The sequence below is a fragment of the Acinetobacter sp. ANC 3903 genome (assembly GCF_002135315.1).
Lineage (GTDB): Bacteria > Pseudomonadota > Gammaproteobacteria > Pseudomonadales > Moraxellaceae > Acinetobacter.
Genome location: NZ_NEGA01000023.1, coordinates 1 through 20,742, shown reverse-complemented (window position 1 = coordinate 20,742; position 20,742 = coordinate 1). Strand labels below are relative to the sequence as shown.

16 protein-coding genes, 1 rRNA gene and 1 pseudogene are annotated in these 20,742 nt (G+C 40.2%); 9 read left to right on the top strand and 9 right to left on the bottom strand.

The window, feature by feature from the left end; all coding sequences use genetic code 11:
• Both gyrB and B9T29_RS15120 read left to right on the top strand, forming a co-directional pair.
• The gene (gyrB, locus tag B9T29_RS15125; protein WP_086176711.1) at nt 1-2,469 is read left to right on the top strand and encodes a DNA topoisomerase (ATP-hydrolyzing) subunit B; all 2,469 of its coding nucleotides are present in this window, start codon (nt 1-3) and stop codon (nt 2,467-2,469) included.
• Between the two features lie 191 nt (nt 2,470-2,660).
• Nucleotides 2,661-3,008, top strand: coding sequence for a hypothetical protein (locus B9T29_RS15120; RefSeq protein WP_086176710.1), 348 nt, complete (start codon nt 2,661-2,663; stop codon nt 3,006-3,008).
• Nucleotides 3,009-3,745: 737 nt separating this feature from the next.
• Here B9T29_RS15120 and B9T29_RS15115 read toward each other — a convergent pair.
• Both B9T29_RS15115 and B9T29_RS15110 read right to left on the bottom strand, forming a co-directional pair.
• Nucleotides 3,746-4,848, bottom strand: a pseudogene (locus B9T29_RS15115) (zinc-dependent alcohol dehydrogenase).
• Nucleotides 4,849-5,238: 390 nt separating this feature from the next.
• Nucleotides 5,239-7,179: an ATP-binding cassette domain-containing protein gene (locus B9T29_RS15110; protein WP_086176709.1), complete on the bottom strand. Its 1,941-nt coding sequence runs from the start codon at nt 7,177-7,179 to the stop codon at nt 5,239-5,241.
• Nucleotides 7,180-7,419: 240 nt separating this feature from the next.
• On the opposite strand from B9T29_RS15110, the gene B9T29_RS15105 reads away from it, so the two are divergent.
• From B9T29_RS15105 to erpA, 4 genes are all read left to right on the top strand, one after another.
• On the top strand, nt 7,420-8,427 hold the full coding sequence (locus tag B9T29_RS15105) for a putative solute-binding protein (RefSeq protein ID WP_086176708.1): 1,008 nt from the start codon (nt 7,420-7,422) through the stop codon (nt 8,425-8,427).
• Between the two features lie 234 nt (nt 8,428-8,661).
• Complete coding sequence (locus tag B9T29_RS15100) at nt 8,662-9,672, top strand: putative solute-binding protein (RefSeq protein ID WP_086176707.1); 1,011 nt, start codon at nt 8,662-8,664, stop codon at nt 9,670-9,672.
• Between the two features lie 238 nt (nt 9,673-9,910).
• Nucleotides 9,911-10,921, top strand: a complete 1,011-nt coding sequence (locus B9T29_RS15095; RefSeq protein WP_086176738.1) for a putative solute-binding protein — start codon at nt 9,911-9,913, stop codon at nt 10,919-10,921.
• Between the two features lie 117 nt (nt 10,922-11,038).
• Nucleotides 11,039-11,374 (top strand): iron-sulfur cluster insertion protein ErpA, encoded by a 336-nt coding sequence (gene erpA / locus B9T29_RS15090; protein WP_086176706.1) that lies wholly within the window; start codon nt 11,039-11,041, stop codon nt 11,372-11,374.
• 85 nt (nt 11,375-11,459) lie between these two features.
• Here erpA and B9T29_RS15085 read toward each other — a convergent pair whose 3' ends face one another.
• The 6 genes from B9T29_RS15085 to B9T29_RS15060 form a co-directional block, all read right to left on the bottom strand.
• Nucleotides 11,460-11,837, bottom strand: a complete 378-nt coding sequence (locus tag B9T29_RS15085) for a hypothetical protein (RefSeq protein WP_171264070.1) — start codon at nt 11,835-11,837, stop codon at nt 11,460-11,462.
• A 119-nt stretch (nt 11,838-11,956) separates the two neighbouring features.
• Nucleotides 11,957-12,868, bottom strand: coding sequence for a matrixin family metalloprotease (locus B9T29_RS15080; protein WP_086176705.1), 912 nt, complete (start codon nt 12,866-12,868; stop codon nt 11,957-11,959).
• A gap of 160 nt (nt 12,869-13,028) precedes the next feature.
• Complete coding sequence (locus B9T29_RS15075) at nt 13,029-13,430, bottom strand: hypothetical protein (protein ID WP_228146628.1); 402 nt, start codon at nt 13,428-13,430, stop codon at nt 13,029-13,031.
• Between the two features lie 163 nt (nt 13,431-13,593).
• A complete protein-coding gene (gene dnaK / locus B9T29_RS15070; RefSeq protein WP_086176703.1) occupies nt 13,594-15,537 on the bottom strand; it encodes a molecular chaperone DnaK in 1,944 nt (647 codons plus the stop codon).
• 123 nt (nt 15,538-15,660) lie between these two features.
• Nucleotides 15,661-16,209 (bottom strand): nucleotide exchange factor GrpE, encoded by a 549-nt coding sequence (grpE, locus tag B9T29_RS15065; RefSeq protein WP_086176702.1) that lies wholly within the window; start codon nt 16,207-16,209, stop codon nt 15,661-15,663.
• A gap of 806 nt (nt 16,210-17,015) precedes the next feature.
• Nucleotides 17,016-17,552: a hypothetical protein gene (locus B9T29_RS15060; protein ID WP_086176701.1), complete on the bottom strand. Its 537-nt coding sequence runs from the start codon at nt 17,550-17,552 to the stop codon at nt 17,016-17,018.
• Between the two features lie 203 nt (nt 17,553-17,755).
• Between B9T29_RS15060 and B9T29_RS15055 the strand changes: the two genes are divergently transcribed.
• Nucleotides 17,756-18,826 carry an alpha/beta hydrolase gene (locus B9T29_RS15055; protein WP_086176700.1) on the top strand — a complete coding sequence of 357 codons (1,071 nt, stop codon included), beginning with the start codon at nt 17,756-17,758 and terminating at the stop codon, nt 18,824-18,826.
• Nucleotides 18,827-18,879: 53 nt separating this feature from the next.
• Here the strand turns inward: B9T29_RS15055 and B9T29_RS15050 are convergent, their stop codons facing one another.
• On the bottom strand, nt 18,880-19,548 hold the full coding sequence (locus tag B9T29_RS15050) for an acetoacetate decarboxylase family protein (RefSeq protein WP_086176699.1): 669 nt from the start codon (nt 19,546-19,548) through the stop codon (nt 18,880-18,882).
• 102 nt (nt 19,549-19,650) lie between these two features.
• Here B9T29_RS15050 and B9T29_RS15045 point away from each other — a divergent pair, with 102 nt between their 5' ends.
• The gene (locus B9T29_RS15045; protein WP_086176698.1) at nt 19,651-20,220 is read left to right on the top strand and encodes a peptidylprolyl isomerase; all 570 of its coding nucleotides are present in this window, start codon (nt 19,651-19,653) and stop codon (nt 20,218-20,220) included.
• A 428-nt stretch (nt 20,221-20,648) separates the two neighbouring features.
• Nucleotides 20,649-20,742, top strand: a 16S ribosomal RNA gene (locus B9T29_RS15040); the annotation flags it as partial.

Here is a 20,742-nt window from a genome sequence, read left to right as displayed (position 1 = left end):
ATGAGTTCAGAAGATCAAGCTGCTTCTCAAACAGAACCAACCAATGAAAAAGCTTATGATTCCTCTAGTATCAAGGTATTACGTGGCCTAGATGCTGTGCGTAAGCGTCCGGGTATGTATATTGGTGATACGGACGATGGCTCAGGCTTACACCACATGGTGTTCGAGGTGGTGGATAATGCCATCGATGAAGCTTTGGCGGGGCACTGTGATGAAATCTTGGTAACCATCCATGAAGATGAGTCGGTCAGCGTATCCGATAATGGTCGTGGTATTCCGACCGATATTCACCCTGAAGAAGGCGTATCTGCTGCAGAAGTGATTTTAACCATTCTGCATGCCGGCGGTAAGTTTGACGATAACAGCTATAAAGTTTCCGGTGGTTTGCACGGGGTGGGCGTTTCAGTTGTAAATGCTTTATCAAGTAAATTATTACTCAATATTCGTCGTGCCGGTAAAGTGTACGAGCAAGAGTATTGTCATGGCGATCCAGTCTATCCATTACGCGCGATTGGTGATACTGAAGAAACCGGTACCACGGTTCGTTTCTATCCAAGTGCCGAAACTTTTAGCCAAACCATTTTCAATGTCGATATTTTGGCACGTCGTTTACGTGAACTTTCTTTCTTGAATGCGGGTGTTCGTATTGTGCTACGTGATGAACGTATCAATGCGGAACATGTATTTGATTATGAAGGTGGTTTGTCTGAATTTGTCAAATATATCAATCAGGGTAAAACCCACCTGAATGAAATTTTCCACTTCACCACACAATCGGAAAACGGTATTGGGGTTGAAGTTGCCTTGCAATGGAATGATACCTACCAAGAAAATGTACGTTGTTTTACCAACAACATTCCACAAAAAGATGGTGGTACTCACTTGGCAGGCTTCCGTGCAGCCTTAACCCGTGGCTTAAACAGTTATATGGAAAATGAAAACTTGCTCAAAAAAGAGAAAGTTGCAGTTTCGGGTGATGATGCACGTGAAGGTTTAACCGCGATTGTTTCAGTTAAAGTGCCTGATCCTAAATTCTCTTCACAAACCAAGGAAAAACTGGTTTCAAGCGAAGTCAAACCTGCAGTTGAGCAGGCCATGAACAAATCATTCTCTGAATATTTGTTGGAAAATCCGCAAGCAGCCAAATCGATTGCCGGAAAAATTATCGATGCTGCACGTGCGCGTGATGCTGCACGTAAAGCACGTGAAATGACCCGTCGTAAGAGTGCCTTGGATATTGCTGGTTTGCCAGGTAAATTGGCGGATTGCCAGGAAAAAGATCCTGCATTATCTGAACTTTATCTGGTCGAAGGTGACTCTGCGGGCGGTTCTGCAAAACAGGGCCGTAACCGTAAAATGCAGGCGATTCTGCCATTGAAAGGTAAAATCCTGAATGTGGAACGTGCACGTTTTGACAAAATGATTTCTTCGCAAGAAGTTGGCACGCTGATTACTGCACTGGGCTGTGGTATTGGTCGTGAAGAGTACAATCCGGATAAATTGCGTTATCACAAAATCATTATCATGACCGATGCCGACGTCGATGGTTCGCACATTCGTACGCTACTATTGACTTTCTTCTTCCGTCAAATGCCTGAACTGGTAGAACGTGGTTATATCTATATTGCACAGCCACCGTTATATAAACTGAAAAAAGGCAAGCAAGAGCAGTATCTTAAAGATAATGATGCTTTGGAAACTTTCCTGATTTCAAATGCGATTGATGATTTATCCTTGCATATAAGTGCTGAATCTCCTGCAATTACAGGTCAAGCACTGGCAAAAGTCATTGAAGATTACCAAGTTTCACAGAAAAGTTTGACTCGTTTAACTGTACGCTATCCTGCAAGTTTACTTGATGGTTTACTGGGATTGGAGGCATTCAAACTTGATCAAAATCATGATGAAGATTATGTGAAACAATGGTCTGAACAGTTACGTGCTGCAATTGAAACATATCAACCAAGTTTACGTCCTGAAATCACTTTAGAAGTATTTGAAAAAGAACATGCTGATGGTTCTAAAGTGGCTCATTTCTGGCCACGTGTAACAGTTTACGTGCATAACTTGCCGCATCAGTATTTACTTGATTCAGGCTTGCTGGCTTCAGGTGAATATAAGCGTTTACTACAAAACTCGAAGAGCTGGTTTACCTTGCTTGAAGAAGGCGCTTATTTGCAGAAAGGTGATCGCAAAATTAATGTCACTACTTTCCATCAGGTTTGGCAGCATATTTTATCCGACTCACGTCGCGGCATGATGATCCAGCGCTATAAAGGTCTGGGTGAGATGAATGCGGAACAGCTGTGGGAAACCACTATGGATCCTGAAAACCGTAACATGCTGCAAGTGACTATTGATGATGCAATTGAAGCAGACCGAATGTTCTCTTGCTTGATGGGTGATGATGTGGAACCACGTCGTGCCTTCATTGAAGAGAACGCACTGAACGCAGATATCGATGCATAATTGATACACAATACATTTAAAAAAGCACCTTTCGGGGTGCTTTTTTTACGAAAATTTTATGCTAATGTCATGTTAACTTGTCAATATAAACAGGACCTGATCGGTGAACTCAGGCCTTATGCCGGGTACTATTTTTAGACTTCATTCTCTCCCTGATCAAGGCCAGCTTACAACAATAAAGAGGTTTATCCATGGATAACCAGCTTGAAGAAGTCCGTAATATATGGACTGATGCATTCTACAACGGTAACTATGAGGTGCTGCGTCATTATGAGCATGATGATTTTAAGGTGGTCTATGAGCAGGATGGCCGCGTAGAAACCAGCTATGTGCGTTATGACCGGATTGCTCATGCCGTACAGAATGGTGTATGGAGACCGCACCGGCCAGAAGTGGAGTTTGAGGAGTATGAGTTTAATCCAGATCAGACAGAATGCCGTGTCCTGATTGGGCTTGAACAGGACAAGCAGCGCCTGCAGGAGTTGTGGCGCTATGATACAGAATGGAAAATCATTGAACTGAGATTCCTGAAAGCCTGATCTTTCATGAAGTTAGATAAAATCATTAAAAATAATCAAATTATATGTGAATAATATTTTTTTAAATCAGTTCAAAGCTTGATCAATGGTGTGGATAACTTTTAAGTTATCCATATTTTTATGTGAACAATAAAATAAATATCCAAAATCCCTCTTTATAGAAATTATTATATTTTTTAAATTTAAAAATTAGTCTGTTTGCGGCTTGTGGATAAGTATTTTTAAATTTAAAATACGATTTTGAATTTAAATCGCGGTTTTAAATTTAAAAGAGGTGCTTTAGTTAAATGTCACGACAGAACACTTGACGTCTCAATATTGAGTATTTTTATAATAAAAATATATAAAAATTAATTACTTATTTTATATGTGTAGTTCTAATAAACAATCGGCGTGGAACACAAAAATCACAGACAAATTATTGGTGTAGCTAAACTACACAATTATTTTAATAATCAAGTGAACTTTCAGATTATTATATTTGTCTTATTATTCTTGGCATCTGATCTGTAAGGCTTGCAGTTCAGTCTGCTTATTCATCAGCTGGAGGAAATCCCTATACGGATTCATAAAGGTTGGAATGTGTCAGATAGGCTAGAAATGGCTAAAAATCTAAGAATATCGAAGTTACCAGCATCTACTTGCTTCCTAGGTGTAGTGACATGCATTGTCTATCGTTCACTGATTTAGATTTCAAAAAAGCACCTGCTACGGTGCTTTTCCTGCTTCAGTTCTGTCTAAGGGGTCAGAATAATCTTGCGACCGTCCTCTTCATGTTTATCAAAAATACGATAGCCTTCAGCCGCATCTGATAGATTCATACGGTGGGTAATAATCACCTCAGGGGAAAGATCGCCATTTTCAATAAATTCGAGCAACTGAGGCAAGAACTTATGCACATGGGTTTGCCTCATTTTAAAGGTCACACCCTTGTCAAAGGCATCGCCTAACAGGAAGCCGTGAATTGGACCGGCATAGACCCCGGGCACACTGACCACACCGCCACGGCGGACGGCCGAAATACACTGACGTAACGCAAAGCCACTAGAACCTTCAATTTTCAGATTGGTCAATACAGTTTCCAGCACGCTGCCTTTGGCCTCAAAACCTACGGCATCAATGACAGCATCCACACCGCGGTGACCTGCACTATTCTAAATGATGAATTGAGCTGCATCGACTTTATCGAAGTTGACCGGAATTGCACCATAGGTCTGATGGGCAAAGCTTAGGCGATAGGGATGATGATCGACCATAAAGATCTGTTCAGCACCAAGCATGCGTGCACAGGCAGCGGACAGCAGGCCTACCGGACCTGCACCGTAAATGGCAACCATTGAACCTCGGCCGACCTGGGCATTGGTGACCGCCTGCCATGCTGTCGGCAGGATATCGGTCAGGAACAACACCTTTTCATCTGGCAGTGTCCCGGCACTGTAAAGGGACCGACATTGCCTTTGGGCACGCGTACGTATTCAGCCTGGCCACCCGGCACCCCGCCATACAGATGGCTATAACCAAACAGGGCTGCACCTGGGGGAATCTGTTTTTTGTTGATGATGGCACCACGTCCACTGTTGGTATTTTCACAGGCTGCAGTGAGTTGATGTTCACAGAAAAAGCAGTGACCGCATGCAATCACAAAGGGAATAATGACCCGATCTCCTTTTTTTACCGAAGTGACTTCAGAACCTACTTCTTCCACCACTCCCATAAATTCGTGGCCAAAAATGTCGCCCTGTTCAGTGGCGGGAATTTTCCCATGATAAAGATGCAGATCTGAACCACCAATGGCGGTGGCTGTTACCCTTAAAATGACATCATCTGCTTCCTTAATCATCGGATCAGGAAAAGATTCAACTCATACATCCCGAGTACCATGATAGCTAAGTGCACGCATGTGGTTTTCCTCTCTAGTTCAACATTAAAGCAGCCCTCAATAAGGCTGCTGAAAATGACAATGCCTTTTTATTAGAGCCACATGATGTGGGACAGGGCTGTAAATTAATGTATGAAATAGGGAGTTCAACTGTTTAAAAAATAAGCTTATAGGGTGCTTGCGTAATTCACTAGCAGATATGTTAAGGGAATAGATATTCAGGAGAGAAAGGCAGAGATCACCCAACAATTGTGGATATTGCACGGAGGCTAGAACTTGAATATTTCAGTAAAAAAAGAGACCAGTGATGCTCATCACTGGTCTCTGAATGCTGAAAAGCAGGTTTAGGGCTTAGCTTTCTTCAAAGGATTGCTCCAGGCTTTCCAGTTCCATCATTAGCTCTAACATTTGTTCTTCCGCAGTTTCCAGCTGATTTTTTAACTCAGTCTGCTTATTCATCAGCTTGAGTAAATCATCTTTACGACTTGCGTCATAAATTGCCGTATCAGCCAGTAATACTTCAATTTCAGCCAAACTTGGCTGTAATTTTGCAATCTGAGCTTCCAGTTTTTCAATATTTTTACGAATTGGACGGCTAAGTTCACGGCGGCGCGCAGTTTCCTTACGCTGAGCTTCTTTATCGAGTTTTGAAATCGTCGGTTTAACTTCAACTTGTGATTGCACCGGTGCAGCAGGTTTTTGCCCGTTTTTCATCATCTCGATACGGGCCTGACGCAACCAGTCTGCATAGGCAACCAGATCACCATCAAATTCACGGCATTGACCATTGTGTACCAACAATAATTCATCACAGACGCTGGCAATCAATTGACGCTCATGCGATACCAGTACCACAGCACCTTCAAAGTCTTGTAAGGCCATAGTCAGGGCATGACGCATATCCAGATCTAAATGGTTAGTCGGTTCATCCAGAATCAACACGTTTGGGCGTAACCATACAATTAAAGCCAAAGCTAAACGGGCACGTTCCCCGCCAGAGAAGCCCTCACTTGGTGTATCCATACGTTCGCCACTAAAGCCAAAGCTGCCCAGGAAGGAGCGTAAAGTTGCTTCACTGATTTTTTTGTCCGCAATGCGTGACAATTGCAACATTGGGCTTGCGCTACCATCCAGGGCATCCATTTGATGCTGGGCAAAATAACCAATATTGAGTAATTCTGAATCTTTGCGTGTACCTTTAAGTAGTTTGAGATCACCCACTAAAGATTTGATCAGGGTTGATTTACCTGCACCATTCATCCCGAGTAAACCAATCCGGCTGCTGGGTGTGATTTGCAAATTGACGTTAGTCACAATCAGCTTGTCACCATAACCAATATCTGCGTGTTCAAGTTCAAGCAGTGGCGAACTCATTTTAGTCGGTTCACGGAATGAGAAGGTAAATGGTGTATCAACATGCGCTGCAGACAACTCTTGCATACGTTCAAGTTGTTTAATCCGGCTTTGCGCCTGTTTTGCTTTGGTTGCTTGTGCTTTAAAGCGGTCGATATATTTCTGTAAATGTGCCCGTGTTTCAAGCTGCTTTTCATAAGCTTGTTGTTGTTGTGCCAGACGTTCACTACGGGTACGTTCAAATGTGGAATAATTCCCTGTATAGAGAGTAAGTTCCTGATTTTCTATGTGTAATATATGATCGGTAACGGCATCAAGGAAATCACGGTCATGTGAAATTAAAATCAGGGTGCCTTCATAGGCTTTTAACCAGTCTTCCAGCCATAAAATGGCATCTAAATCTAAATGGTTGGTCGGTTCATCCAGTAACAGCAAGTCTGAACGGCTCATCAGGGTGCGGGCCAGATTTAAACGCATGCGCCAGCCACCAGAAAAACTTGAAACATCCAGTTGAGACTGATGTTCAAAGAAACCCAGACCGGCCATCAATTGTGAGGCTTTTGATGGGGCAGAGTAGCCATTAATTTCGTCAAAGCGGCCATATAAATGCGCAAGTTCGTCATTATCCAAGTCTTCAGGATGTTCCAGTTTGTGCTGGATGCCCCAATATTCTTCATCACCTGACAGGACAAAATCGATAGCCTTCATCTCTAGGGCTTTAATTTCCTGCGCCATATGGGCCACTGTCCAAACAGCAGGACGGGTCAAAGAACCACCATCCGATTCCATGCCACCCAACAATGCCGCAAACAGGGTTGATTTTCCTGCACCATTGACACCGGTTAGGCCAATTTTCCATCCTGGATGTAGCTGCATAGACGCTTTTTGAAATAAAACACGTCCACCGCGACGTATAGAAAGTTGATCTAACTGAATCATTGAAATATCTAAATGAGAAGAATGATGGGCGTATTCTAAAGGAAGCCACTCAGAAAAGAAAAAGGCAGTGCATTATTCTTTCCTATAAAAGCATAATTTTAAGTAGATCAATAAAAATGTGACAAATTGTGCAAAAAGTAGCCTTTCGTCAGAAAGTCCTGAGCAGCTCTATTTTTAGTATAAAAACAAAATTATAGTGATTTTCTAAGAGAAATAAGCGAAAAAAGAATAAGGTACATCATGAAAAAAAGGACTTTTATTTTATCTGCACTCATGCTTTTGAGTTTTTCCAGTTTGGCTCAGGCAAAACAAAATATCTGTGTATTTGACCTGTTAGGTAAAGCAGGCGAGTCCTATAAATTAGTTGAAGAATGGGCTTTGGCCAGTAAAAACTGGGGTGCTGAGGTCAATTTAATGCCGTATCAAGATGAAGCAAAAATAGAAAAAGATTTTAAGGCGGGTGTTTGCGATGCTTTTTACATGACTTCAATGCGCGCCCGTGCCTATAACAAATTTGCCGGTTCAATTGATGCATTAGGTGGTGTTCCCAGTAATCAGATTGCGCAAAAAGCCATTTCTTTTGTGCTGGATAAACGCAATAAAAAACGGCTTGTTAGTACCATTGGCAATGAAAAATATGAGGTAGCAGGGATTGGGCAAATTGGAACTGCCTATCTTTTTGTACGTGATAAATCAATTAACTCTATAGAGAAGACCAAAGGTAAAAAGTTTGCCATTTTGCATTACGATCAGGCACAAAAAATTACTGTACAGCGTATTGGTGCAGTACCGGTAATGGCCGATATTTCTAATTTCGTGAAAAAATTCAACAATGGTGAAGTCGACATGATTGCTGCACCGGCCTATGCCTTTAAGCCGTTAGAAATTTATAAGGGTTTAGGTTCTACAGGGGCAATGATTAATTTTCCAGTGGTCAACGTGACTGCAGATTTAATTATTCGTCCGGAGAAATTTCCTGAAGGTTTTGCAGAGCAGTCGCGTAGCTGGTTTGTACAGTTATTACCGAAAAGTTTTGCCATGGTACGCCGCCTGGAAGCAGGTATTCCTGCAAAATATAAAATAAATTTAACCAAGGAAGATCATGACAAGTATCAAAAATTACTGCGAGATGGACGTTTAGATCTGACTAAACAGGGCATTTACGAACCGACCATGATGAGCGTACTTAAAAAAGCCCGTTGTACAGTAGAGCGCACCAACTTTGAGTGTTCATTGAGTGGCGAATAAATCGATTGTTATGTGTTAATTTGTAAAATAGCTCAAATTTCATAAGTTATACGTAAAAATGGTTATTAAATAAGACTATGATTTTTAATATGAATATTAAAAGATAAAAACCAATTGGCATTTGAGTCGTAATTAATTGGAGTAAATGCTCTATTTTTTTAGAATGAACTTGCTTAATATTTGTGGCGTGAACGGATACTCGTCAAACAACAAGATTCTAAAAGGACAGAAATAATGAAAAAAACAATTTTTGCATTCGCTACATTGGCTGCTGTAGGCCTAGCGAGTACAGCGCAAGCCGCTAAAGTCGATGTATGTGTATTCGATTTACTGGGTAAATCGGGTGAATCTTTTCAAATGGCTCAGGAATGGGCGCTAGCTGCAAAAGGATGGGGCGCGGAAATTAATCTTATTCCACGTCAAGACGAAGCAGTTGCTGATAATGACTTTAAAGCAGGCAAATGTGACGGCGTGTTTATGACTGCAATGCGTGCCCGTCAATATAACAAATTTGTAGGTTCTATTGATGCTTTGGGTGGTGCACCAAGTAATGCTATTGCTCAGCGTGCCATCACTTTTGCTTTGGATAAACGTAATGCACCGAAGATGGTCAGTAATTTAAGCGGTAAAAAATATGAAGTTGCCGGGATTGCACCTTTAGGTTCCGCATTTATTTTTGTGCGTGATAAAAATATTAACTCGATAGAAAAAGCGGCAGGCAAAAAATTTGCTGTGTTGGGTTATGACGATGCACAAAAAATTATGGTACAACGCGTTGGTGCGCAAGCGGTGATTTCTGACGTATCTAACTTTGTCGCTAAATTCAATAATGGTCAGGTCGATATGGTGGGTGCACCTGCCTATGCTTATAAACCTTTAGAAATTTATAAAGGTCTAGGTTCAAATGGCGCAATGTTCAATTTCCCGGTACTTCAGGTGACTGCAGATTTTGTTATCCGTCCAGATCAATTCCCTGCAGATTTTGGTCAAAAATCACGTGATTGGTTTGTGAAAAACTTACCAAAAAGTTTTGCCATGATTAATCGCCTGGAAGCCAATATTCCAGCCAAGTTTAAATTGAACTTAACTGCAGAAGATAAAACCAAATATCAAAAATTATTGCGTGAAGGCCGTATGGATATGACCAAGCGCGGTATTTATGATTCAGGCATGATGGGTGTTTTGAAAAAGGCACGCTGTTCTGTCGATAAAGCCAATTTTGAATGTTCACTTGGTGGTGAATAACTTTGATTTTAAAAAAGAAAGCCTAGATTTAATCTAGGCTTTTTTGTCGCTTGGATTTTGTCATTTTTGCCATTGTGGTCAGTAAAAAAAGGCGTAATCTTAAAAAATAACAGCAAAATTTTATCAGTCTAATAAAACAACAAGTCTTAAGGACTGGTGATGGATGATGAATAAAAAAGCAAAAACAATTCAATCCCCGATTGAATAAAATAATGAAACAAGGAAGAAAAAAATCATGATGCCATGGTCTAAAACACTGCTGCTTGGTTTGGGTTTGTGTGTCGTAACCAGTGTTACTCAAGCCAAACAAGTGATTTGCGTATTTGATTTAGTCGGTAAAAGTGGTGATGTTTTCGCCCTGATGAAAGATTATCAATTGGCCGCCAAAAACTGGGGTGCAGATATTGAATTACGCGTGGGACAAAACGAAGCGGTCATCGCTGAAGATTTTAAAGCCGGCAAGTGTGATGGGATTAGTGTGACCGGTATGCGGGGTCGTCAGTTTAATGAGTTTACCGGGTCTCTTGATGCAATTGGTGCAATTCCTGATTTAAAACTGGCTGTAAAAGTGATGCAGGGTTTAGCCAATCCGACTTTTGCCAAACATATGGTGCATGGCAAATATGAAGTGGTGGGTGTTATTCCGGTAGGCGATGCTTTTTTAATGGTGAATGATCGTCGCATTAATACTGTAGCCAAAGCGGCAGGTAAAAAAATTGCAGTGCTGGATTATGATGAAGCACAAAAAATTATGGTTCAGCAAGTTGGGGCACAGGCTGTCAGTGCAGATGTCACCAATTTTGGCGCGAAATTTAACAATGGTCAGGTTGATATTATTGGTGCACCTGCTGCCGTGTTTAAACCTTTAGAACTCTATAAGGGCTTAGGAAATAAGGGCGCGATTGTGAATTATCCTATTTTACAGGTGACCGGTAATGTAATTATCCGCCCCGATAAATTTCCGGCAGGGTATGGGCAAAAATCACGTGAATGGGTGAAAAGCCAGTTACCGCGTGCCTTTGGTATTTTAGGCAAAATGAAATCTGATATCCCGCAAAAATACTGGATGCAAATTCCTGAAGCAGATAAGTCTGGCTATCAAAAGCTCATGCGCGAGTCGCGAGTCGATTTAACCAAACGTGGAGTTTATGATAAACGGATGATGAAATTACTGTGGCAATTCCGTTGCAAGGAAGATCCGAAGAATTTTGAATGTAGCCTGCAGGATGAAAACTACAAACAATCTTGAGAAAAATAGTCTGATTTAACTTTAAATCTGCAAATACTGACCATATATTGGGTATGCTATACTTGATATATGGTCTTTTATATTTCAAGACACCTGAATTGAACAGAGGAATCCGACATGAATGCCCAAGCTCTGGTGCTGACCGACAATGCTGCGAATAAAGTACGCCAATTGCGTGATAGCGAAGGCAACCAAGAATTAATGTTACGCGTTTATGTTACAGGTGGCGGTTGTTCCGGTTTCTCTTATGGCTTTAACTTTGCTGAAAGCATGAATGAAGATGACGCTGAATTTGTCAATGGCGACGTGAAAATGCTGGTCGATTCACTGAGCTATCAATATCTTGTCGGTTCAGAAGTGGATTATGTAGAAGGTTTGGAAGGTTCACGTTTTATCGTGCATAACCCTAATGCAACAACAACTTGTGGTTGTGGTTCATCTTTCTCGATTTAAGCAAATTTAAAAAAAGCCCTCCTTTTTGGAGGGCTTTTTATTGCCAGTCAGTAGGCGGAACTACCATTTTAAACTGGTAAAATGATTAAGCTTCTAGTTTTGCCGCTTCTAAAATATCAAAAATAACGGTAGTCACATCTTGGCTTAAATCACGGTTATTAAAAATTTCATAAGCACTCATGGTGATATCGGTATCACTTGGAAGTAAGCGTTGTTCTTCTTCAATCAGATCCTGAATAGGCAACAGCGTCTGTTTGACTTGTAAATGTAGAATATCTTTGAATTCTATATTTTCATCTTCAAGTTCAATGAGTTGCTCATTGAAATAAGGCAACAGAATGGAATGGAGATAAGGCTGAATATCAATAATATCAAAAATTTCAATATCACGAGTTTGTTCAATCGTACTGATGTGATCATTTACTTCAATAACAATATGGTAGTAACTCACATGCATCTCCAGAGATTTTCTGTTGTCATTTCGGGTATTACAATAACATGAAATCAGCTTTATTACCGCTGTATTGCGAGGCATATGCTTATAAAAAGTAAGGGCTTTTTGCATTGTATCCCGGTCATGCTTTAACGCGCTTGTAATAAGGCAATATCTGCGGTGGATAATCTGAAGTTTTGCAGATCCTGCTCTTTCATAAGCGGGTACATCAGCGCTTGAGGATCCTGATTATGTTTGAGTCCGAGTGCATGGCCAAATTCATGTGCCAGGGTTAAACGTAAATCATCTTGTGACTCAAATTCATAAATATTAATTTGTTGGCCATTAAACGAGCCTTTATCAAATAATCGCGGCTGAAAACGCTGATTAAAGCTTTGTACAGAGCTATCAATCTGTTGATTAAGCTGATTAAGTTCATCAACCTGAAGATTGAGTTGCTGAATTTTTTGGTTATAAATATTAATTTCTTGCTGCAGGACAAAGATTTGCTGTTGTAATTGACTTTGTTGCTGGGTCATCTGCTCGCGTTGTGCAGCCGGGATTCCGCCATTTTGATTAATAATGGCAATATGCTGATTATATTGATTTAATTGTGAATCTAGTTGGTTTTTTTTAGTTTCAAGCTCGGCATTGTTTCGGTCTAGTTCATCTTTAAACTGTTTCAGTTGTTGATTTTTATTGGACCACAATTGTTGGCTTTGTTGAATATGCCCTAATTGCTGCCGACGTTGCACAGAGTCGTTCTGGCGTTGATCGTAAATTAAATGAATGCTTAGCCGGGCCTGCGGATCATAGACAAAATAATCTTGGCCTGTGCCATCTTTCCAAATATCAGTGGCTTGTTGACTAATCTGTTTTAACTCATGTTCAGTAAGACCAAAACGCGAATCCACTTCAGCAATCCGGTAACGTAGACGTGTATCGAAAGGATGCTGAATCCGATCCAATAGCTTGTTGTAGCGAATTTGGGGATGATTTCGGATTTGATAGGTCATGCCGGACAGAAAGATGAGCAAAAGACCCAGTAGCACTAAGCGCATAAAAGCTTAAAGATATTTGTTTTTCTATACTGTATAACAATTGGACAAAAATAAGAATAAAAAAACCGCGCTTTCGTGCGGTCTTTTTCTTTACTCTTTCGAGTATAGTTAAAGCGATAAAGTATTTTTTGTCATCGTTAACTTCAGGGAATTTAGCAGCTTAAGCTTTATGTTTTTGTTTTTTGAACTGATCAATTTGTTTTGGCAAATTAGAATGATAGACCAAGATTAGACCTAAAAAATTAAATAAAAAAATAATAAGTTCAATTAAATATTTAACATTGTAGGAATTTTCATTTCGATGATTGAAAGCATATAAATTCACTTCATATTTATACATCTCGAAAATAATATAGCTGATTAATCCCAAGCCCAATAATATAAAGCCTTTTCCATAAGGGTAGCGCTGAGGTATCGATAACATCAGCAATACTATTGTTGAAATTAAAAAACCAAGAGCAAAGGCAGCCTCTATACCTAAAGCTTGCAAATAATTAAATGGGGAAAGAAAAACACTAGAGGGCAGTACGATAAACAGATTACCCATCGGGTAGAGCATCATGATTGCAAAGCTAGAAGCAATGAGTAGAAGCTTAATAAAATTCTGCATATTTTTATTTTTCAGTGATTTATATAATTATATATTAGTCAAAATCTATCCTGTTGCCTATAAGATAACCAAAAAAAGACCGCACAAAGTGCGGTCTTTTTTTCAAAGCGACAAATTATTTTTTGTCATCTTTTACTTCAGTGAACTCAGCATCAACTACGCCGTCGTCAGCTTTTTGCTGTTGACCCGCATCACCTTGGAATGCATTTGGATCAAAACCTTCAGCACCACCTTGAGCACCTTGGGCAGCTTCATAAGCACGTTGGCTAATCGGCATAATGATGTTTTGAAGTGCTTCAGTTTTCGCTTTAATGTCATCAACATTATTTTCTTTGGTTGCAGCTTCAAGCTCTGAAACCGCAGTTTCGATTGCAGTTTTTTCATCTGCAGTCACTTGTTCGCCAAGATCTTTCACTGCTTTTTGCGCGCTAGAAACAAGTGCATCTGCTTCGTTACGTGCTTTAGCCAGTTCTTCGAACTTACGGTCTTCTTCAGCATTCGCTTCAGCATCTTTAATCATCGCTTCAATTTCAGCATCGCTCAAACCTGAGTTTGCTTTAATTTGAATTGATTGTTCTTTGCCAGTGCTCTTGTCTTTTGCAGATACTTTCAAGATACCGTCAGCATTGATGTCGAACGATACTTCAATTTGTGGCACACCACGTGGAGCAGGTGGAATGTCGCCCAATTGGAAGTTACCCAACAATTTGTTTTGTTGAGCCATTTTACGTTCACCTTGGTAAACTGAAATGTCTACAGCAGGCTGGTTGTCAGCAGCAGTAGAGAACACTTGAGATTTCTTCGCAGGAATCGTGGTATTTTTCTCGATGATTGCTGTTAACACGCCACCCATAGTCTCAATACCTAGAGTCAATGGAGTTACGTCAAGTAAAAGTACGTCAGTTTTGTCACCAGACAATACCGCACCTTGAATCGCAGCACCCATTGCTACAGCTTCGTCCGGGTTCACGTCTTTACGTGGTTCGCGACCGAAGAACTCTTGTACTTTTTGTTGTACAAGTGGCATACGAGACTGACCACCGACCAAGATTACATCAGAGATCTCTGAAGTTGAAAGACCGGCATCTTTAAGTGCAATACGGCAAGGCTCAATCGTACGAGCAACTAAATCAGCAACCAAACCTTCAAGTTTCGAGCGAGTTACGTTGATCACCAAGTGTTTAGGACCAGTCGCATCAGCAGTGATGTATGGAAGGTTGATTTCAGTTGCGTTAGAAGAAGAAAGCTCGATTTTTGCTTTTTCCGCAGCTTCTTTCAAACGTTGCAACGCAAGTGGATCTTGTTTCAAGTTCACGCTTTGCTCTTTCTTGAATTCTTCAACCAAGTATTCAATTAACGCGTTATCGAAGTCTTCACCACCCAGGAAGGTGTCACCGTTAGTAGATAACACTTCAATTTGTTGGTCGCCGTCCAGGTCAGCAATTTCGATGATTGATACGTCAAAAGTACCACCACCCAAGTCGTAAACCGCGATTTTACGGTCGCCTTCTTTTTTGTCCATACCGAACGCAAGAGCCGCAGCAGTTGGTTCGTTGATGATACGTTTAACATCAAGACCGGCAATTTTACCTGCATCTTTAGTTGCTTGACGTTGTGCATCGTTGAAGTATGCAGGAACGGTAATTACCGCTTCAGTAACTGTTTCACCTAGGTAATCTTCTGCAGTTTTTTTCATCTTTTTCAAGATTTCAGCAGAAACTTGTTGTGGTGCCAATTTTTTATCGTTTACATCTACCCATGCATCGCCATTGTCTGCCTGGATGATTTTATAAGGTACTAAACCGATATCTTTTTGTACCGCTTGGTCTTGGTACTTACGACCGATCAAACGTTTGATCGCGAATAAGGTATTTTTAGGGTTAGTGACTGCTTGACGTTTAGCAGATTGACCCACCAGAATTTCGCCATCTTTATAGGCAATAATAGATGGAGTTGTACGAGCGCCTTCAGCGTTGTCGATGACTTTAACTTTGTCGCCTTCAAGTACTGCAACACAAGAGTTTGTTGTACCTAAGTCAATACCAATGATTTTAGCCATTTGGATGCTTCCTCAAAATTATTTTTTGCAATGTTTTTTGCTTGTTATCCGATATGAGAGCCATTCAAAATTTTTCAAGTTCTTTCAATGAAAAAAATGGAAAAACTCCCGAATTTCTTTGTCTTATTGACCCACTAAGACCATAGCTGGACGGAGTAAACGGTTCGACAAGGTATAACCTTTTTGCAATACCGTACCGATTTCACCGGCTTTAGCATCAGGTGCAATACCGACTGCCTGATGCAAATCTGCATTGAAACCGTTGCTCATATTGACTTCTACAACGTTAAATTTTTCCAGTGTATTAAGCAGGGATTTCAGCGTCAGTTCCACGCCTTCAAGTAATGGAGACTCAATACCTCCAGCAGCTTGAATGGCACGTTCTAAATTATCGACAGAGTCGAGTAACTCTTTTGCAAACTTTTCAATCACCGTTTCTTTATGCTTTTCAGCATCACGTTGAATGCGTTCTACACTTTTTTGTGCTTCATAGACCGCATTGGCTGTACGTGCTTTTTCAAGTTTTAAACTTTCTTCCAGCTTGGTGATTTGATTTTGTAAATCTTCAACTGAAACATCGACTTGCTCTGTTTCAGCTTGAGTTTCTGCTGTTTGCTGCTCAGCTTGCTCTTGCCCTAGATCTTGAGCATCTTGATTTTGCTCAGTTGCCATAGATTTACTCCGTTTGAATGGGTTTTTAAACATGTCAGTCCTTTTGGCCTCAGTGCTAACTGCGTTAATCCTGAACTGCCATGAGTGATAATATTCATGATTAATACAAGAGTTCGGGGCAGACGCTAAAAATTCAAGCGAGACAACTAATTAAATCTGTTTAATTTGATTAAAATTATTAAAAAGCGTTATTTTTTCTAAAATAGAGTGCAAAATTGTGATGCGATCGCTGGTGAATACTGGAATTTATCCTTGGTTAAGCCGAGCAGTTCAGATTGACCCAGGTTGCGCAGCTATCGTCTTGTCTACACATGCTATTTATAAGGTAGTAAGCGAGCGATCCAAAACAAAGTAGGAAAAAGCTTGGATAAAGTAGAAATATAAAAGGGTCAGGGGAAGATCATCGCCAAATGCAAATCCTGAATGTATAACTTAGACTTAAAAACGATCAATATTAAATAAATAATATATTTTACAAAAATGCTTCAGATGCTTATTATTTAACCCAGATTCTATCGCTGTAGTTTCTTCTTGGTATTTAAGAAATGTGTTTTCTAAGCTTATCCGACCTCCGGATAAGCTTTTTTTTTTTGCCTTAAATTAAATAACTTACCCAAACTGATCTCATGCTTTGATTGCGCGATGGTATTTCTCTCATTTTTTAAATAAAAACACTCAGAGATAAAAGAAGATTTAAATTGGGTTGGTTCTTTAATAAAAAATAAGTTGAGCTATTCAACATTTTGACTTGGTCATTTATATAAATAATGCCCTTTTTAGAAAGGGCATTTATGAGAAAAAACCGGTTAATGGTCGCGACGATGACGTTGCTGTCGATTGGTCTCTCGATGGCGGTCATCCCAGCGTTTTTCTTGTGTTTGATGTTGCTGTTGTACTCTAGGGTTAGGCTGTACATTCGCTCTATTGCGCTGCTGTTCTAAACGCTGCCGGTCAATTTCATGGTTTTTACGGTCCCAGTCAGACGGACTTTTATGATTCTGTTCAGCCACTCTTTTACGTTGTTCTAATAAACGCTGTTGTTCACGTCTTCTGCGTTCCCAATCAGATTGTTGTTGCCGGTTCTGTTCCCATTGGCGACGCTCAAGCTCACGTTTTCTACGCTCTAGTTCCAAGCGGTTTTGTTGCTGTTGATATTCCCAGCGTTGACGGTCTCGCTCACGAGCATAGCGATCATCATAACTTGTGCCATAACCCCGATCATAACGAGGGTCATAGCGATCATCATAACGGCCATCGTAATAGCCACCATTCTCCGGAAATGCGACACATCCCACCGCTAAAAATGTTGTTGCTAATGAGAGCATGATCAGTCTTTTAGCCATAACATTTATCCTTTTTGTAGTAAGGAGTAGCAAAACACTCCCAAATATACGTGGAAATTGTCAATGACAAAGTATAAAAAGAAGATTAGCGTATGAATGTTTTTACTGTGTATACAGATGACTAGACTTATATAAGATTATGGTCACCTATTGGCTTGATCATGTAGAAAATGTGAAGATTAAAATAAAAGGAAGGTGCGTTTATGGTTGCTTTTAATCGAACTCTACAGGCTGTGTTAGAAAAAGGACAAGGCACAGCTGCACGCACCTTGGATCGCTTGCCTCGCTTTGCACAAAAATCTCTAGTTAAAATTTTAAGATATCCTCATCAATATCCTGAGCTTGATCCACTCGTGCAGTGCATGATGGCGGCCCAGTTAAAGCGGGGCAATAGTGGTTTTGTCACTGAAGATCTTATTCAAGCCCGTAAAAATTTTGATCTGCAAATACAGTCTATCAAGGCTAAACCCACACCGGTGAAACGGGTCGAAGATTTACGTTTACCTTTACACAGTGGCACCATATTTGCGCGGCATTACAATCCAGCTCCCAGTAAAAAGCTGCCGATGGTAGTGTTTTACCATGGCGGTGCTTTTGTGATGGGAAGTCTGGATTCGCATGATGAAGTGTGCCGTTTACTTGCTGTGCATGCCAAAGTACAGGTTCTGAGCGTAGATTATCCTTTGGCACCTGAAAACAGTCCAATGAAAATGATCCAGACCTGTGAAGATGCGCTGGCATGGGTATATCAAAACCGAAGACAGCTGAAAATCTTAAAGAATAGAATATCGGTAGCAGGGGATAGTGCCGGTGGTAATATCTCGGCGGTGGTTGCACAGCGCAGTGCCCATAAAATATATGCACCGCAAGCGCAGTTACTGCTTTATCCGGCTGTAGATTTTAAAAGCCGTCATCCATCCTTTTATGCTTATAAAGACGGCTTGGTGCTTACCGGGGAAGATGTTGATTTTGTGACGCACTATTATGCAAATACCCATCAGGTTGAATTGGATGATCCACTTATTTCCCCTACGTATGGTAAGCATGAAAAATTAGCACCTGCATTTGTGGTTACTGCCGGTCATGATGTATTACATGATGAAGGGGAAATTTACGCTCACAAGTTACGCCATCGCGGCGTGAAGGTGCATTATCAAGAATATCCCGATCAAGCACATGGTTTTGTCAATCTAACCCCCATTTCTTATCGAGCTAAAAAGTATTTTATTGAAATCAGTAAAAATTATAGAAAGTTTTGGGATAAACACGCTTAATTTTTTAAGCTGGGTATTGATCTGGATAAAAGTGTTTCACGTGAAACACTTTTTTATTTTTTCTCAATTTTGGCTTTAGGTAAGGTGAGGCTAAATTCTGGCACATAAAAGCTGTGTAAATAGCGGGCTTGAGAAAAATCAGGGAAAATGCCCTGAGTGTTTTTCCAGCTGGCTTGTTTTAATTTACTCAGTTTGCCGCGAAATTGTGGCGTGAATTGATAGCGTAAGCCTTGCCAGGCTTGTTGAATGTTGAGCAGCCGTGCTGGCAAATGATGACTATTAATATAAAAAGTTTGACCATGTTTATATTTCTGCAAGCACAAACTCATTTCTTGCTGTTCAAAGCGTACATTGCAATACACCACATCATCATTGATCAGCCATTCAAATTGAGCCAGCTGTTTTGGAATTCCCCAAAAATGTTGACCATTGAGCATAGAAGCTTCGGTAGAAACATAAATTTTAGGAATGGAAGATAAGCGTCTTTTACTGATTAAAGGATGATCCAAGATCAGCAATTCATCATACGGGCCCACAGGAGAATCATGATAACGCACCAATATGACCTGTACCACGCGACCAATCGGAGAAGGAGCAATATAAAAAGCCCGATGCTGATCAATAAAGTTTGGGGTTAGCCAGTAATTCAAAATAAACGCGTCACCATGTAAATGCCAGGGCGGATAAAGAGGAAAAGAAGTCGTGTTTAATTCGTCACTCATTGTAATTCTCGTTTTATCTCAAAAAGAGAGACTGTTATATTTATATTGAAAGATTAATATATAGACATTCACAATTACAACTTGACGTAGAAGAGTAAAGAAATGTTAAAACAAACCTTATTCGCTATCGCTGCTGCTGGTATGAGTTTGCAAGTGATGGCTGCAAATACCCTGGTAGAAATGAAAACTTCAATGGGTAATATAGAAATAGAGCTGTTTAACGATAAGGCTCCTATTTCGGTAAAGAATTTCGAAGCTTATATAAAAGATAACTTTTATAACGGCACTGTTTTTCACCGCGTCATTCCTGGCTTTATGATTCAGGGTGGAGGAATGGATGCCAACATGGTCGAGAAGCAGACTAAAGCACCAATTCAGAATGAATCTTATAATGGTGTAAAGAATGCGCGTGGCACTTTGGCCATGGCTCGAACCAACAATCCTAATTCTGCAACCAGCCAGTTCTTTATTAATACGGTAGACAATGACTTTTTAAACAGAAGCCAGATGAATGCGGGTTATGCGGTGTTTGGTAAAGTGACTAAAGGTATGGATGTGGTTGATAAAATCACTCAAGTACCGACGGCAAACTTTGGAATGCATCAAAATGTACCCAAGCAGGCAGTAAAAATTGTTAGTGTGAGCATTAAAGCAGCAGCTGAGAAAAAGTAAGAAAAAATAAAGCAGAAATATTTTATTCATATTTCTGCTTTAAAATTAAATATTTATATTTAAAATAGAATAAAATTGATCCAATATGGTGCGCAAAAATACAACACTCAATAAAACAATCAGTTAAAAGCACTTGCACGGGTACGAAATTGCCCTATAATGAGCTCATCCCGACGCGATACAGCAAACGAACTTAGCTGAACAGGTTAAGTTGTTGAGATGCTATTGCGTTAAAACTTGTCTCTGACGAAGAGCAAGAAGATCATTAAGAGATTATGAAGAACAACTTGTGTGGATTTTTACTGGTTGATTGATCGAAATTATTTTCATTGATTGATGGTAGAAATGACTCGAAGTTTATTTGAGAAATTAATGTCAGAAAATTGATGAGCCAGATTTGGTGTTTTGAATAAAGCACTATTGATTTTAAACTGAAGAGTTTGATCATGGCTCAGATTGAACGCTGGCGGCAGGCTTAACACATGCAAGTCGAGCGGAGTTGTGGTGCTTGCACCATAACTT